Raw genomic sequence first — 15,941 nt, 5'->3', positions numbered from 1 at the left:
GACGTGGGCACGCCCCGCTACGGTACGACCACGCGTTACTGTGCGGCCAGACCGTTACGTCGGATCACGTCGGCGTACCACCTGGCACTGGTCTTGGGGATGCGCGCCTGCGTCTCGTAATCGACGTAGACCATGCCGAAACGCTTCGTGTAACCCCAGGACCACTCAAAATTATCCATGAGCGACCAGGCGAAGTATCCCTTGAGCGGCACGCCGGCCTCGATCGCCGCGTGGCAGGCGCGCAGGTGCTGGTCGAAGTAGTCCACCCGCTCCGGGTCGTCGACCACGCCGTCCACCAGCTTGTCCACGAACGCGGAGCCGTTCTCGGTGACGTAGAGCGGCACCGCCGGATAGTTCTCCGCAACACCGCGAAGCGTTTCGACGAGCCCGGGCGCGTCGATCTCCCAGTTCATGTCCGTCACCGGTACGCCGGAGCGGTGCACGAACCGGACGGTCTCGCTCCCCGGCCAGCAGGACGGCTCCGCCACCGCGCCCGGCTCGGGCGCCGCGACCACGTGCCGGCTGTAGTAGTTGATGCCGAGGAAGTCCAGCGGCTGGTTGATCGTGGCCAGGTCGCCGTCCCGCAGGTGCGCGAAGTCGGAGACGCCGGCCAGGTCCTCGACCACGTCCGCCGGGTATTCGCCGCGCAGCACCGGGTCCAGGAAGAACCGGTTGGCGAGGCCGTCGATGCGGCGGGCCGCGTCCCGGTCCGCGTCCGACTCGGTCGCGGGCGCCATCGAGTACAGGTTGAGCGTGATGCCGAGGTTCACCTCCGGCGTCCGGGCCCGGACCGCCTGCAGCGCGAGCCCGTGGCCGAGCAGCAGGTGGTGCACGGCCCGGACCGACGCGCCGCCGTCCTGGACGCCGGGCGCGTGCACGCCCGACCCGTACCCGAGGAAGCCGGAGCACCAGGGCTCGTTGAACGTGGTCCAGTTCGTGATCCGGTCGCCGAGCGCGTCCACGGTGAGCTGCGCGTAGTCGGCGAACCGGGCCGCGGTGTCCCGGTGCGGCCAGCCACCCGCGTCCTCCAGCGCCTGCGGCAGGTCCCAGTGGTAGAGCGTGGCCCACGGCAGGACGCCCGCCTCGAGCAGCTCGTCCGCGAGCCGGCGGTAGAAGTCCAGGCCGGCCTGGTTGACCTTGCCGGACCCGGTGGGCTGGATGCGCGGCCAGGCCAGCGAGAACCGGTACGACTTCAGGCCCAGCTCGGCCATCAGGCGCACGTCGTCCGAGAGCCGGTGGTAGTGGTCGCAGGCCACGTCGCCGTGGTCGCCGTTGACCGTGCGCCCCGGGGTGTGGCTGAACGTGTCCCAGATCGACGGGCCACGGCCGTCCTCGGTCGCCGCGCCCTCGATCTGGTACGCCGCCGTGGCGGCGCCCCAGAGGAAGTCCGGCGGAAATTGTGGAGTCGTCACGCCTTGACGGACCCTTCCATGATGCCGCCGATGATCTGGCGGCCGAACGCGAGGAACACGAGGAGCAGCGGCACGATCGCCAGCGCGGTCCCGGTGAAGACCTGCACGTAGTCGGTCGTGTAGTTGCCCGTGGCAAGGATCTTAAGCGAGTACTGGATCGTCGGAGTGTCTCCGTCCAGAACCAGGTACGGCCAGAGGAACTCGTTCCACGTCTCCATGAACGTCAGCAGGCCGAGCACGGCCGCGGCCGGGCGCAGCGTGGGGAGCACGACGTTCCAGTAGATCCGCCAGGTCGAGCAGCCGTCCATCCGGGCCGCCTCGATCAGCTCGTCCGGGACCGCGGACATCGCGTACTGCCGCATCATGAACACGCCGAAGCCCTTGACCAGGAACGGCACGATCACGGCCTGGAGCGAGCCGAGCCAGCCCAGCTCGATCATCATGATGTAGAGCGGAATGTAGCCGAGCTGCGTCGGGATCATCATCGTCACGATGATGACCAGCAGCAGCAGGTTCGCGCCCTTGAACCGCAGCTTGGCGAACGCGAAGCCGGCCAGCGTGGAGAACAGCACCACGGAGATCGTCACGACGCTGGACACGAAGATCGAGTTGGCCAGGCCGATCAGGAAGTGCGCCTGGTCGTTGTTGAGCAGCCGGGTCGTGTTGGCCAGGAACTCACCGCCGGGCGTCAGCGGCGGCGGGATCTTGTAGACCGCCGAGTTGTCCCGCGACGCGACGATGAACGACCAGGCGATCGGGAAGATCGCCAGCAGCACCGCGATGATCAGCGCGACGTACGTGAGCGGGCTCGCCTCCCACAGCTTCGCACCGGGACGGCGACGGCGGGTGGGCTTGTGCGTGGCCGGCGCGTTGGGCGCGGGCCGGGTGGTCAGCGCGGTCACTTGGACCCCTTCAGCGAACGACGCACCATCAGGAAGTTGATCAGTGCGAACCCGATGATCAGCAGGAAGAGCAGCCAGGACATCGCGGAGCCGAGGCCGTACTTGAAGTTGCCCTCGAACGTCGTGTAGTAGATGTACATCGCGATGGTCTGGAAGTTCTCCAGGCCGCTGCCGGAGCCGGCGGCGCCGTAGTTGAACATCAGCGGCTCGGTGAACAGCTGCATGCCGCCGATCGTCGAGATGATCACCGTGAACAGGATCGTCGGCTGGATCAGTGGCACCGTGAGCTGCCAGAACTGGCGGGTCGGGGACGCGCCGTCCAGCGAGGCGGACTCGTAGAGGTCGCGCGGGATGGCCTGCATCGCGGCCAGGTAGATCAGCGCGTTGTAGCCGGTCCACCGCCAGTCGACCATGAACGCGATCGCGGTCCAGGACGCGAACCGGCTGCCCCGCCAGGAGATCGGGTCCAGGCTCAGCGACTGCAGGATCCAGTTCGCCAGGCCGTACCGGTCGGCGAAGATGAAGCCGAAGACGATGCCGACCGCGGCGACCGAGGTGATGTTCGGCAGCAGGATGCCCATCCGCAGCGCGGTGCGGAACCGCAGCTTCCGGTTCAGCCAGTTGGCCAGCATCAGCGCGAGCAGCAGCTGCGGCACGGTCGACACCACGAAGATGCCGGCCGTGTTGTACATCGCGTTCCAGAACTTGTCGTCGGTCAGCACCTCCTGGAAGTTCTGCAGGCCGACGAAGCCCTGGTCGCCCTTGATCAGGCCCCAGTCACGCAGCGACACCCAACCGGTGTAGAGCAGCGGGAAGAAGCCGAAGACGGCGAAGAGAACGAAGAACGGCGCGACGTAGAGGTACGGCGACGCCTTCAGGTCGAGCCGTCCGAGCCGCACCTGGCGCGCCTGCTTGCGGCGCTCTCCGGGATCCAGCGGCGGCGGGCCCGCCGAGTGCCGCGGCGCACCTGCGGCGTGGGTGTCGATGCTCATGTGGTGGGGTTCCTTCCCCGGCCGCGGCCGGTGACTCCAGACCGTGTGACGGTGGCGCCCACGCAAGTCACCCGCGTGGACGCCACCGTGACGCGTTACCGGTCGATCAGCCCTCGGCCAGCTTCTTGCCGTCCGCCACGGCCGTCTTCCAGGCCTCGTCGGACGTCTTCTTGCCCTGCTCCGCGTTGCGCATCTCGGTCTCGAAGTGGTTCTCCCAGATGCCCTGGTGCTTCGGGCCGAGGTAGATCGGCTTCAGGCTCTTGGCGCTGGCGCCGAAGATCTGGCCGGTCGGCGCGTTGCTGAAGTACTCGTTCGTCGACGAGGCGAACGCCGGGTCGTCGAGCGCCTTCACGTTCGACGGCATGTTGCCCTTCTCCTTGTACGAGGAGAGCTCGCCGTCCTTGCCGGTCAGGTAGGTCAGCAGCTTGTAGGCCGCCTCCTTGTTCTTGCTCTGCTCCGGGATCGCCAGGTACGAGCCACCCCAGTTGCCGCTGCCGCCGGGGATCGTGGCGATGTCCCACTTGCCCTTGCCGGCGTCGCCGGCCCGCTCCGCGATCGAGCCGGTCATCCACGCCGGGCACGGCACGGTCGCGAACGCGGCGTTGGCGAACGCGGCGTTCCAGTCCGGCTGCCAGCGCTGCAGCTTGCCGGTCAGGCCGTCCGCCGCCATCTGCAGGCCGAAGTCCCAGGCCTCCCGGACGATCGGGTTCGACTCGACGATGTAGTTGTTGTTCGTGTCGTAGAACCAGGTCTGCGAGTTCTGCATGATGTACGGCTGCATCACCGCGGTGGCGGTGTCGATGAACGCGACATCCTTGACCGCGGGCGACTCCTTGAACTTCTTGCCGGTCGCGGCGTACTGCTCCCACGTCGGCCAGAGCTTGGAGACCTCGTCACGCTGGGTCGGCAGGCCGGCCTTCTCGAACAGGTCGGTCCGGTAGCACATGGCCAGGCCACCGATGTCGGTGCCGAGACCGACCAGCTTGGACTTGTCCGCCGTGAAGCCGTTCGCCCACTTGTAGGGCAGGAAGTCGGCCTCCAGCGAGGCCGCGCCCAGGTCGAGCAGGTTGGTCCACTTGTCCGGCGTCTCCAGGTAGCCCAGGAGCGTGCCCTCCTCGAGCATGACCACGTCGCCCGCGCCCTGACCGGTGGCCAGCCACTGGTTCAGCTTCGGCGTGAAGTCCTTCAGCTCGCCCATGTTCTGGGCGTCGACCTTGATGTCCGGGTTCGCGGTCTGGAACGCCGCGATCGCCGCGTCGAAGCCGGGGCTGCCGAAGTACTGCAGGACGACGGTGCCTCCGCCGCCCTCACCGCCGCTGTCGCCGTCGCTCGCGCTGCACGCCGCGGCCGAGAAAACCATGCCGGCGGCGAGAGCCGCCGCCGCGATGCCGCGCAGGCGGCGCCTCGGAACGCTCATCCTGACCCCTCTCAGGTCGTGATGGTGGAAGTGGTGGGTCGTTCTATGTGCCCTGAACGTCGAAGTCGATCGGTGCCAGAGATCGACGAAGTGCGCCCGTTGTCCCGCGTGGTGTGGTGCCGCCCACTGCATGCTCGGGAGCGCTCCCATGAGATTGCCGACACGTTAACTGAGTGTCAAGGGGCCGGTGGGAGCGTTCCCATTTCGTTACCGCCCGCGATGCGTCACTCACGGAAAACCGTGTCAGCACTAGGCTTTCGCTCGTGAACGAGCTTGTTACCGGCCCTGACCTGGACGACGAGACGCTGATCGCGCACTACGCCCGGCCACCCCGGCCGACGTTACGGGTCAGTTTCGTGTCGAGCGCGGACGGCGCGATGGAGATCGACGGACTCTCCACCGCACTCTCCGGCGCGGACGACAAACGCGTCTTCGGCGTGCTGCGCATGCTCGCGGACGCGGTGCTGGTCGGCGCCGGCACGCTGCGCCGGGAGAACTACCGCCCGATCCGGCTCAGCCCGCCGCGGATCGAGTGGCGCCGCGCGCACGGGCTGCCGGACGTACCCACGCTGGTCACGGTCTCGCACTCGCTCGACCTGGACCCGGCAATGCCCGCGCTCGCCGACGCGCCGGTCCGCCCGATCATCCTGACCTCGTCGGACGCGCACCGCCCGGACCTGGCCGAGGTCGCCGACGTGGTCCGCTTCGCGGATGCGAACCTTCTCGCGCCGGTACGGGCGAGAGGGCTGGACCACGTCCTCTGCGAGGGCGGCCCGCAGCTGTTCGGCACGCTGCTCGCCGCGGACGCGGTCGACGAGCTGTGTCTCACCGTGGCGCCGCTGCTGGCCGGCGCGGGCACGTCGCGGATCGTGGCCGGGGCCGTCTCGACCGCCGCCCGGATGCGGCCGGCGCACGTGCTGCGCGGCGGCGACCACGTGATGATCAGGTATGTCCGAGGTCACCCGTCCGAGGACTGAGTGCCCACGGGTTGTGGATAACCCTGTGGGTAACCACAAGATCTTGTGGATAACGTGGGGACAGGTGGTGCCAACCACGGCGTGGCTTACGTTGTTGTCGTACCCGTGGGGCACGATGATCGGGTGCCAGTAGACCCCTCGGACCCGGGCCCCGCCGTCGGCCGCGTGCTGGGCACCGCCGACGCCACGCCGCTGCAGTTCTGGACCGCCGTCACCCCGGGGGCCTACCTGCAGCTCGACGACGTGGTGGTGACCCGGCGCGAGCTGCCGGACCGCGAGCCGGTGACGATCGCGGGCGTGGTCACCCAGGTCCGCGCGCGGCACGAGGGCGCGCAGTTCGACTCCGACGTCTTCGCGATCGCGGAGGGCACGCTCCCCGCGCTCGTCCAGGAGGCGGCGGAGATCACCACCACCCGCGTCGACCCGGAGCTCTACGTGCCGCCGGCCCCGGGCGCGCCGGTGTTCCGCGCCGAGGGCGTCGCCCGCGCGCAGGCGCTGCACTTCGACCGGATGGAGCGGCCGATCCCGATGGGGTCCGGCCGCGACGGCGTCCCGGTCTACCTGAACGCGGACTTCCTGGACGGCACGCGCGGCGCACACGTCTCGATCTCCGGCATCTCCGGCGTGGCCACCAAGACCAGCTTCGCCACGTTCCTGCTCTACTCCGTGTTCCGCTCCGGCGTGCTCGGCGCGGAGAGCGTCAACTCCAAGGCGCTCATCTTCAACGTCAAGGGCGAGGATCTGCTCTTCCTCGACCACCCGAACACCCGGCTGGACGAGCGGACCACCGAGGCGTACGGCAAGCTCGGCCTGCCCGCGGACGCGTTCGCGGACGTCCGGGTCTACGCGCCGCCGCGGATCGGCGACCCCTCCGGCACGCCGGACGTGAGCAGCCGGCTGACCGGGGTGGACGCGTTCTACTGGACGCTCGCCGAGTTCTGCGAGACCGGCCTCCTGCCGTACGTGTTCGCCGACGCGGACGACGAGCGCCAGCAGTACACGATGGTCGTCCACGCGGTCACCGCGCACCTGCAGCGCGTCGCGGTGCCGGCCGAGGGCGGGATCTCCGTCCAGGGCAAGCGGATCGGTTCCTACGGCGACCTGGTCGACTTCCTGGTCGAGCAGCTCAGCGACGAGGACACCCGGCGCGACTGGGCCGGCTCCGCGGTCGGCATCGGCACGACGAACGCGTTCGCCCGCCGCCTGATCTCCAGCAAGAAGGACCTGTCCCGGCTGATCCGCGGCGACCTGGCCCAGCGCCGGCCGCACTCGATCAACACGTCGGAGAGCGCCCAGGTCACCGTGGTGGACCTGCACAACCTGCCGGACCGCGCGCAGCGGTTCGTGGTCGGCGTGACGCTGAAGAGCGAGTTCGAGCGCAAGGAGAAGGCCGGCACCGCCAAGCCGCTGCTCTTCGTGGTGCTGGACGAGCTGAACAAGTACGCGCCCCGGGACGGCACTTCACCGATCAAGGAGGTGCTGCTCGACATCGCGGAACGCGGCCGGTCGCTCGGCGTCATCCTGATCGGCGCGCAGCAGACCGCCAGCGAGGTCGAGCGCCGCATCGTGACGAACTCCGCGATCCGCGTGGTCGGCCGGCTCGACCCGGCCGAGGCCGGCCGCCCGGAGTACGGTTTCCTCCCGCCCGCGCAACGGCAACGGGTGCTGCTGGCCAAGCCCGGCACCATGTTCGTCAACCAGCCGGACATCCCGGTCCCGCTCTGCGTGGAGTTCCCGTTCCCGGCCTGGGCCACCCGCGTCTCCGAGGCCGGTGCCGCGCCCACCGGCACGCTGCGCTCGATCGTCTCGTCCGCCGACCCGTTCGCGGTCGTCGGCGGCCGGTCCGGTGCCGGCTCCCGCATCTCCGACGACGACATCCCCTTCTGAGGAAGCCGACATGAAGATCCTGCACACCTCGGACTGGCACGTCGGGAAGGTCCTCAAGGGACACACCCGGGTGGAGGAGCACATCAACGTGCTCCGCGACCTGGTCGAGATCGCCCAGCGGGAGCAGCCCGACCTGGTGATCGTGGCCGGCGATCTCTACGACACGGCCGCGCCCACGCCCGACTCGACCCGGATCGTGACCCGCGCGCTGACCGCGCTGCGGGCGACCGGCGCCGAGGTGGTGGCGATCGGCGGCAACCACGACAACGGCCCGGCGCTCGACGCACTGCGCCCGTGGGCGGACGCGGCCGGCATCCAGCTGCGCGGCACGGTCCGGGAGACCGCGGCCGAGCACGTGCTCACCGGCACCACGGCCGGCGGTGAGGCGTGGCGGCTGGTCGCGCTGCCGTTCCTCTCCCAGCGGTTCGCGGTGCGCGCCGTGGAGATGTACGAGCTGACCGCGTCCGAGGCACAGCAGACGTACGCGGACCACATCGGCCGGCTGATCGGGAAACTCACCGAGGACTTCGCCGACCGCAGCGCGGTCAACATCCTGACCGGCCACCTCACCGTGGTCGGCGCGAAGCTGGGCGGCGGCGAGCGGGACGCGCACACCGTGCTCGGCTACGCGGTGCCGGCCAGTGTCTTCCCGTCCACCGCGCACTACGTGGCGCTCGGGCACCTGCACCGCACCCAGCAGATCCTCGGCCCGTGCCCGATCCGCTACTCCGGCAGCCCGCTCGCGGTCGACTTCGGCGAGGAGGAGAACACGCCGTCCGTCACGATCGTCGAGGTCACCGCGACCCGCCCGGCCCGCCCCCGGTCCGTGCCGATCTCCTCCGCGACGCCGTTGCGCACGGTCCGCGGCACGCTGCCCGACCTCGAGCGGTTCGCCGAGCGCAACACGGACGCGGCCGGCTGGCTGCGCGTCTACGTGCGGGAGATGCCCCGGGCCGGTCTCCGCGAGGAGGTCCAGGACCTGCTGCCGAACGCGCTGGACGTGCGCATCGACCCGGACATGCTGCCCACCCGCACCAGCCCGACCGCGGCGCAGCGGGCCGGGCGCTCGCCGAGCACGCTGTTCGCCGACTACCTGAAGGTGCGCGGGCACGACGACGAGGGCGTGCAGGACCTGTTCGACGAGATCTACGAGGAGATTCCGGGAGGCGCGTCGTGAGGCCGCTGCGGCTGGACATGTCCGGGTTCACCGTGTTCCGCGAGCAGACCACGGTCGACTTCACCGACGCGGACTTCTTCGCACTGGTCGGCCCGACCGGCTCCGGCAAGTCCACGGTGCTGGACGCGATCACGTTCGCGCTGTACGGCCAGGTGCCGCGCTGGGGCACCGCCCGCGGCATCGTCAACGCGCTCTCCCCGTCCGCGGTCGAGGCACGCGTCCGGCTGGTCTTCGAGTCCGCCAACGAGCGGTACGTGGCCACCCGCGTGGTCCGCCGGGACGGCAAGGGCCGGGTCAACACCAGCGGTGCCGGGCTGCAGCTGATGCCGCGCGGCTTCGACGTGACCAAGCTGGACACCGGGCTGTCCCCGGAGGACCTCGGCGAGGTGCTGGCCGGCACGCCCGCGGAGATGGACAAGGCGGTGCAGGAGGCGGTCGGCCTGCCCTACGAGCAGTTCACCACGTGCGTGGTGCTGCCGCAGGGGCAGTTCGCCGACTTCCTGCACGCGAAGCCCGCGACCCGGCAGCAGATCCTGGTCAACCTGCTCGACCTCGGCGTCTACGAGGAGGTCCAGCGTCGCGCCACGGCCCGGGCCGGCGCGGCCGACGCCAAGCTGTCCGCGGTCGACCAGCTGCTGTCCGGACTGGACGACACGGACGACGCCCACCTCGCGGCCGCCGCCGACCACCTGGACCGGGTGATCGAGCTGGCCGAGGGGGTCGAGGCCGCGCTGCCCGGCCTGCGCGCCGCCGCGGACCGCACCGGCGCGGCCACCACCGCGGTCGCCACGCTGGACACGGAGATCGCCAAGCTGCGCGGCGTGCGCGCGCCCGCCGACGTCGCCGCCGTGGCCGGCGCGGCAGCCGACGCCCGCGCCGCCGCGGCCGAGGCCGTCCGCGCCGTGCACACGGCCGAGGAGCAGGAGGAGAAGGTCCGCGGCGAGATGGCCGGCAGCGGCGACCCGGCCGCGCTCCGGCTGCTGCTGGAGGCGCACGCGGAGACGGACACGCTGACCCGGCAGGCGGCGGAGCTGACCGGCACGCTGGCCTCGGCCGAGCGCGAGCACGGCGCGGCCGCGGCCGCGGTCACGGCCGCGCGCACCGATCACGACCGCGCCACCGCCGCGCTGGACGCGGCCCGCCAGGCCTACCAGGACGCACAGAACGCCGACCGTGCCACCGCGCTCCGCCTGCACCTCACGGTCGGCGACCCCTGCCCGGTCTGCGCCCACCCCGTCACGGCACTGCCGATCGAGACCCCCACGGGGTACGCCGTGCCGGCCGACGGCGCGGGCCGCGCCCTCGGCCACCGGCACGGACCGAACGGTCCCGGTGGGCCGGGCGTGAACGGTCCCGCCGAGACGGGCACCGGCGGCACCGGCATTCCCGGCGGCACCGGCGCTCCCGGCGGCACCGGCATTCCCGGCGGCACCGGCGCTCCCGGCGGCACCGGCATTCCCGGCGGCACCGGCGCTCCCGGCGGCACCGGCATTCCCGGCGGCACCGGCGCTCCCGGCGGCACCGGCATTCCTGGCGGTACAGGCATTCCCGGCGGCACCGGCGATGCTGGTGGCACCGGTATTTCCGGTGGCGGTGGGCAAGGCTCCGGGCGGCCGGACGGCCGGGCGGGGGCGCCTCGGCCGCGCGGTGAAGCCGTCCTGGGCGGGTCCGCACCCGGCCGGGCCGGCGCCGGGCCGGCGGATCCCGCCGCGCAGCGGGCCGCCGGGCGGTCCGCGGTCGCGGCGGCCGAGGCCGAGGGCAAGCGCGCGCGGGCGGCCGCCGACCAAGCCGCGAAGCTGGTCACCGAGCGCGAGCAGGCCGCCCGGGAGCTGGAACGGACGCTCGACCGCGCGCGGGCCCGCCACGACGACCTCCAGCACCGCCTCACCGCGGCCACCGCCAAGATCGCCGGCTCGCCCGGCCCGGACGCGCTCCGGCGGGAACTGGACGGGATCGCGGCACTCCGGAAGCGGCTGGACGCCGCGGGCACGGCCGTCCGCCGGGCCCGGGAGGCGCAGCGCCGCGCCCAGACCGAGGCCGACCGCGCGGAGCAGCGTCTCCGGGCGGCCTGGCAGGGCTTCGACGCCGCACGGGACACGGTCGCGCCGTTCGGGCCGCCCGCGCCGGACCGGGAGGACGTGGCCGCGGCCTGGACCGGCCTGGCCGGCTGGGCCGCGGAGCAGGTCGCGCGGCGCGCGGACGCCCGGACCGCGGCCGAGGCCGAGTTGCTGGCGGCCCGCGGCGAGGCGGACGACGTACACGTGCGGATCGAGGGTCTTTTCCAGGCCGTCGGCCTGACCGCGCCGGCGAAGCGTGGCGAGGCCGAATACCTGCGGGCCGCGGCCGTGGCGACCGAGCGGGCCGAGGGCGCGCTGCGCCGCATCGAGGAGCGCCGCGAGCAGGCCGCCGAACTGCGCGAGCAGCGGGCCGTGCACGAGCGCGACGGCCGGGTCGCGAAAACGCTCGCCGGCCACCTGCGTGCTAACAACTTTGAGCGCTGGCTGCTGGAGGAGGCACTGGACCTGCTGGTCGACGGCGGTTCCCGGATCCTGCGCGAACTGTCCGGCGGGCAGTACGAACTGGTGCACGACAAGGGCGAGTTCTGGGTCGTCGACCACCACGACGCCGGCCTGCGGCGCGGCGTGCGCACGCTCTCCGGCGGCGAGACGTTCCAGGCGTCGCTGGCCCTGGCGCTCGCGCTCTCCGAGCAGCTGGCCGGCATGTCCACCACCGCGGCCAGCCTCGAGTCGATCGTGCTGGACGAGGGCTTCGGCACGCTGGACGCGGTCACGCTCGACTCCGTCGCCGCCACGCTGGAGAACCTGGCCGCCCGCGGCGACCGGATGGTCGGCGTGGTCACCCATGTCGGCGCGCTCGCCGAGCGGATCCCGGTCCGCTTCGAGGTGCGCAAGGATGCCCGTAGCGCGCGAGTGACCCGGAGCGGCCTGTGACCCGTTACTTCATCGACGCGTGGGACCCGGCCTACGGCTCGAACATCGAGCCCGACGGTGGTTTCGCCGGCCCGTCCGAGCAGAGCACCGCGCAGGTCGACGCGGACCTGGAGGTCCCGTCCGACGCCTGGCAGCCGCTCCTGCCCCCACCGGACCTGCGCCCACCGCGGGTGATCCTGCTGGTCGACGGCGTCCGCCGGATCGACGCCGGCCTGTGGACCGAGGAGGACGACGGCTCGTCCTACCCCGGCCTCGCCGCCTCCTACGCCGCCGGCGTGGTCCGCTGCGACCTCGACCGCGGCGCCGCCGAACTGGCCGGCGCCCGCGTCCAGCGCGGCCTGTTCACCGCCAGCCCCAGCGCCGCCGACGCGGTCGCCGGCTCGATCCGCTACACGGTCCAGCGCGTCACCGGCAGCGGCGACCAGAACAAACTCCCCGCCGCCATCCAGGCCCCGCTCACCGCCCTCGAGGTCGACGTCTCCACCGAGGCCCGCGCCGACGCCGGCGACGACGACCTGCTGGTCGTCGACGGTCCGCTCCGCAACCGCCGCCAGCTCCCGCGCACCATCGGCTACATCAAGACCCAGCACCGCCAGTACCTCCCCCCACGCCTCGCCGCCGTGGTCACCTCCCTCAAGCCCGGCCAGCGTTCCCCCGTCTTCCTGACCGGCACCACCTGGGGCGCCTACTCCTGGTACCTGCGCCTCCCCGGCCGCCCCGGCGCCCCCTGGGCCGGCATCGTCCGCGCCGAATGCTCCACCGACCTGCCACCCGCGGCCGCTTTCGCCCTGGCCGACCTCTCCCTGGTCACCCTCCCCCGCTTCGCGTCCACCGCCTACAAGGACCCACGCGCCCCGCAGAACCTGATCCCGATCGCCGGCCTGGAACGCCGCCTCCGCTCCATGCTCGGCGACTCCCGCCTGCTGCACCGCGCCCTCACCCAGGCCGCCGCCCGCGCCGCCTACGAAACCGCCACCCGCAACCGCTGAGCCTCCCCACTCCCCACTCGCGGCGGCACGCCCTCCCCGCCCGCGGCCTCAGCACGGGCCGGCAAGCGCGAAGCACGACCGGTGCCGGCAGGCGCAATTAATCGATAACCGCATGCCACAGACGCTGAGCCGCTTTTTCTTCCACCGCTGAATACGTTTCCGCACCACGCTCAGGGCGGCCGCGCCGCCACGCCGAACACAACCGAGCGCCGCAATTCCCGGCTGACAGCACCACCGACGCAGGGAGGTGGGGGTCGATCGTGCGGCCTCGGATGCCGCAGGGAGGAGCGCCGGCGACGACCGGTGCCCGCGGGAGCATGCGGAACTCCACCCGCCGGGAGCGGGTATATAGATCTAGAACCGGGCGAATGACCGGATCGGCATTCGCGGGCCGAAGCGGGGTGCCGCGATGCCGGCGGTTTCCAGTAGTACGCAGACGCGTCCGCGGTGGCCGGTGAACGGGGCCAGCAGCGTGAGCATGCGCGCGTCGTCGCCGCGGGCTTCGCCGGCCAGGCCCCAGGCGACCGTGTTCGGGATGTGGAAGTCGCCGACGCTGACCGCGTCCGGGTCGCCGAAGACGGTGCGGACCGTTTCCGCGGCGGTCCATGGGCCGATGCCGGGGATGTCGAGGAGGCGCCGGGTCAGCGATGCCGAGTCGGGGCACCGGGACAGCGTCGCGGCGAGGGTGGCGGCGCGGAGGATGGTCTGGGCGCGGCGCTGTTCGACGCCGAGTGGGTGCAGCGCCCAGTAGGTGAGGCCGGCCACGACCTCGGCGGTCGGCGGTACCCACAGGTCGGGGCAGGGGCCGGGTGCGGGTGTGCCGTGCCTGCGGACCAGGCCGGACCAGCCGCGGAACGCTTCCTTGCCGGTGACTTTCTGTTCCAGGACGGCGCGGGTCAGGCGGGGGAAGACCAGGCCGGTGGCGGGGAGCCGGACGCCGCGGTGGACGCGGGCGAGTTCGGCGACGAGCGGGTGCGCGGCCGCGAGCGCGGGGAATTCGGTGACGTCGTCGTTCAGGCCGGCGATGGCTGCGGCGTGCGCGAGGAGCCAGGTGGCGCCGTCGCCGTACGCGTGGGCGGTCAGTGCGGAGCCGTCGCGGGTGAGGCTGAGCGAGCCGGGACCGTCCGGGGTGTGGGCCGCGAACCAGAACACCCCGTCGACGAAACGGGCGGACGGGTCGAAACGGCCCAGCCCGAGGTACCGCGTCGAGCCGGGGAGGTGGTAGCCCTCGGGCAGCGGTAGACGGAGCACGACGCAAGTGTGCCACCGGACGCGGACGCGAAGAAGCGGCGCCGGGGCATCCCTTCACATGCCCCGGCACCGCCTCTTCCGGACCCTTGGCGCCGGCCGCCCGTCACGAGGGGGGTAGGTCTGTGACGGCGGCCGGTACCTCGGGGAGTGTCAGCCGACCTGCACCCGGGCGGAGTCGATCGCCGGGGTCTGGTTCGCGCGCTCCATCATCGGCGTGCGGTGCGAGCCGTCACCGGCCCACACGGTGCACTGGAACTCGCCGGCCGCCGGGAGGCCCGGCACGTTGATCTGCACGGTGTCGGGGGCGCGGCCGCCGCCGCCGTCCTCGGTCGCGACGAAGAACGCCGGGGCCGGAGCCGCGTCCGGGGCCTCGTTGTTGTTCTGCAGCACCCGGCAGGCGGTGTGGAAGTGGCCGCGGACCAGGCCGTCGTCGTTCAGGAAGGAGCTCTCCAGGTAGTAGCCACCGGCGGCGGCACCCAGGAAGCGGTCCCGGACCAGGTTGCGGGTGGAGACGGAGATGGTGAACGGCTCGTTGACGCCCACGTTGTCCGGGATGTCGGTGATCAGCAGCGAGGCGTTGTTGGCGGCGCTGGCGACCTCACCGAACTCGGTGTCGACGCAGCGGTTGCCCTCCTGGAAGCCGGTGTGCGGCTGCAGCTGGCTCTCGCCGCAGTCGTCGCCGAGGATCGCGAGGCCGTTGGTGTCCTCGCGGACCGTGCCCTCGCCGGCACCCGGGTTCTGGCCGCCGTTGTTGTTGCCGCCGCCGTTGTTGTTACCACCACCGTTGTTGTTACCACCACCGTTGTTGTTACCACCACCGTTGTTGTTGCCGCCACCGTTGTTGTTACCGGTGGTGCTGGACGGGGTCGCGGCCGGCGGCGGCGAGGCCGGGGTGCAGCCACGGTTGCGGCGGTTGCGCTGACGGGCCTCGTTGATCTCCTGCTCGGAGGCCTGGCCGTCACCGACGTTCTGCCGGCGACCGTTCTCGTCGATGAACGAACCACGGCCGTTGCGCGGGTACGTCGTGGAGCTCACCTGCGGCTGTGGCGCCGCCTGGCAGGCCTGCCCCCGGCCGGGGTTGTTGCGCCGGTTCGTCGCCGCGTTCGACACCTGGGTGACGGCGATGATGCCGCCGAACACCGCGACGGTCGCAACAGCCGCGACGATCTTCCTGTTCCGCGAGGCGAGGGAGTACCTCAGCTTATCCGTCCACCTGGGCATGACGGGCAACCTTCCTTACTGCAGATCGAGCGTTGCCGGGTTGGGGTTGAGGCAGCGCTTTTATCGACTTCGGATGATGCGAACGGCGCCGAACGCGCCGGCCACCACGGCCACGACCAGGACCAGCCAGATGGCGGTCGTGTCGAAGCCACCGGTGGCGCCGCGTGCCTGCGCTGCCGCCAGCAACGCGTTGGCACCGGTGACCGGGTCGGCCTGCGCGTTGGGCGCGGCAGGCAGTCCGGCGTAGTTCACGAGGTCGGTGCTCTCCAGCAGCGTGATGTGGGTGAGCACGAAGGCGTTGGTCTGCTGCGCGAGCGCGCGGACCACGTCGTTGCGGGTCGAGGCCCGGATCGTGCTGACGACCGGGAAGATCTTGCCGTGCGCGGCGCGGAGCCGGGCCACGAAGATCTCGTCGAACTCGGCGCCCTCGGCCGCCTCCATCTCGGCCAGCCAGTTCGACTGGTCCTGGTTCGGCTCGTTCGGCAGCTGGATGTTCAGCTTCGCGGCGGCGTTCACGGTCAGCTCGTCCAGCTCGATGTGCTGCTGCCGAATCGAGTCGCCCACCTCCTTCACCTTCTGGGACTCGCCCTTGTCCCCGGCCATCTCACCGGCCGGGATCTCCCACAGACCGGCCAGTCGCACCGCGATCACGAACTGCTCGTCCGCGGACGTGATCGGGCCGGACGGGTCCTGCTCGGCCGGTTCCACCACTTCGGGGGTCGGCGCCTGGGCGAAAGCCACGGCGGGTGCCGAGAACAGGACGGC

Annotated in this window: 12 protein-coding genes; 5 read left to right on the top strand and 7 right to left on the bottom strand. The window is 71.6% G+C overall.

The window, feature by feature from the left end:
• Positions 1-35: 35 nt before the first annotated feature.
• The 4 genes from J2S44_RS27060 to J2S44_RS27045 form a co-directional block, all read right to left on the bottom strand.
• Entirely contained in the window at positions 36-1,412 is a 1,377-nt protein-coding gene (locus J2S44_RS27060) for a GH1 family beta-glucosidase (RefSeq protein WP_310419655.1), read from the bottom strand.
• Positions 1,409-2,233 carry a carbohydrate ABC transporter permease gene (locus J2S44_RS27055; protein WP_310429953.1) on the bottom strand — a complete coding sequence of 275 codons (825 nt, stop codon included), beginning with the start codon at positions 2,231-2,233 and terminating at the stop codon, positions 1,409-1,411. The genes J2S44_RS27060 and J2S44_RS27055 overlap by 4 nt, the downstream gene beginning before the upstream one ends.
• 77 nt (positions 2,234-2,310) lie before the next feature.
• On the bottom strand, positions 2,311-3,306 hold the full coding sequence (locus J2S44_RS27050) for a carbohydrate ABC transporter permease (protein WP_310419654.1): 996 nt from the start codon (positions 3,304-3,306) through the stop codon (positions 2,311-2,313).
• A gap of 106 nt (positions 3,307-3,412) precedes the next feature.
• Positions 3,413-4,723, bottom strand: a complete 1,311-nt coding sequence (locus tag J2S44_RS27045) for an ABC transporter substrate-binding protein (RefSeq protein ID WP_310419652.1) — start codon at positions 4,721-4,723, stop codon at positions 3,413-3,415.
• A gap of 263 nt (positions 4,724-4,986) precedes the next feature.
• Between J2S44_RS27045 and J2S44_RS27040 the strand changes: the two genes are divergently transcribed.
• From J2S44_RS27040 to J2S44_RS27020, 5 genes are all read left to right on the top strand, one after another.
• A complete protein-coding gene (locus tag J2S44_RS27040; protein WP_374727913.1) occupies positions 4,987-5,700 on the top strand; it encodes a pyrimidine reductase family protein in 714 nt (237 codons plus the stop codon).
• A 123-nt stretch (positions 5,701-5,823) separates the two neighbouring features.
• Positions 5,824-7,587, top strand: a complete 1,764-nt coding sequence (locus J2S44_RS27035; RefSeq protein WP_310419649.1) for an ATP-binding protein — start codon at positions 5,824-5,826, stop codon at positions 7,585-7,587.
• Between the two features lie 10 nt (positions 7,588-7,597).
• Positions 7,598-8,764 (top strand): exonuclease SbcCD subunit D, encoded by a 1,167-nt coding sequence (locus J2S44_RS27030; protein ID WP_310419647.1) that lies wholly within the window; start codon positions 7,598-7,600, stop codon positions 8,762-8,764.
• Positions 8,761-11,715 carry an AAA family ATPase gene (locus J2S44_RS27025; RefSeq protein WP_310419645.1) on the top strand — a complete coding sequence of 985 codons (2,955 nt, stop codon included), beginning with the start codon at positions 8,761-8,763 and terminating at the stop codon, positions 11,713-11,715. The genes J2S44_RS27030 and J2S44_RS27025 overlap by 4 nt, the downstream gene beginning before the upstream one ends.
• Positions 11,712-12,704, top strand: a complete 993-nt coding sequence (locus J2S44_RS27020; protein ID WP_310419644.1) for a hypothetical protein — start codon at positions 11,712-11,714, stop codon at positions 12,702-12,704. Before J2S44_RS27025 ends, J2S44_RS27020 begins: the two co-directional genes overlap by 4 nt.
• A 354-nt stretch (positions 12,705-13,058) precedes the next feature.
• On the opposite strand, the gene J2S44_RS27015 is transcribed toward J2S44_RS27020, so the two are convergent.
• The 3 genes from J2S44_RS27015 to J2S44_RS27005 form a co-directional block, all read right to left on the bottom strand.
• On the bottom strand, positions 13,059-13,955 hold the full coding sequence (locus tag J2S44_RS27015) for a DNA-3-methyladenine glycosylase family protein (protein WP_374727912.1): 897 nt from the start codon (positions 13,953-13,955) through the stop codon (positions 13,059-13,061).
• A gap of 150 nt (positions 13,956-14,105) precedes the next feature.
• Complete coding sequence (locus J2S44_RS27010; protein WP_310419642.1) at positions 14,106-15,176, bottom strand: Pecanex-like protein 1; 1,071 nt, start codon at positions 15,174-15,176, stop codon at positions 14,106-14,108.
• A 60-nt stretch (positions 15,177-15,236) separates the two neighbouring features.
• Entirely contained in the window at positions 15,237-15,917 is a 681-nt protein-coding gene (locus J2S44_RS27005) for a DUF4142 domain-containing protein (RefSeq protein ID WP_310419640.1), read from the bottom strand.
• Positions 15,918-15,941: the final 24 nt, after the last annotated feature.

The sequence above is a fragment of the Catenuloplanes niger genome, assembly GCF_031458255.1.
GTDB classification, from domain to species: domain Bacteria; phylum Actinomycetota; class Actinomycetes; order Mycobacteriales; family Micromonosporaceae; genus Catenuloplanes; species Catenuloplanes niger.
The sequence above is the reverse complement of the archived record's forward strand: the minus strand, read 5'-3'. Positions and strand labels throughout refer to the sequence as shown.

What these genes read in the sequence shown, in the direction of transcription:
- J2S44_RS27050 (WP_310419654.1), bottom strand. Translation starts at nt 3,306, where the DNA reads ATGAGCATCGACACCCACGCCGCAGGTGCGCCGCGGCACTCGGCGGGC.
- J2S44_RS27045 (WP_310419652.1), bottom strand. Translation starts at nt 4,723, where the DNA reads ATGAGCGTTCCGAGGCGCCGCCTGCGCGGCATCGCGGCGGCGGCTCTC.
- J2S44_RS27030 (WP_310419647.1), top strand. Translation starts at nt 7,598, where the DNA reads ATGAAGATCCTGCACACCTCGGACTGGCACGTCGGGAAGGTCCTCAAG.
- J2S44_RS27010 (WP_310419642.1), bottom strand. Translation starts at nt 15,176, where the DNA reads ATGCCCAGGTGGACGGATAAGCTGAGGTACTCCCTCGCCTCGCGGAAC.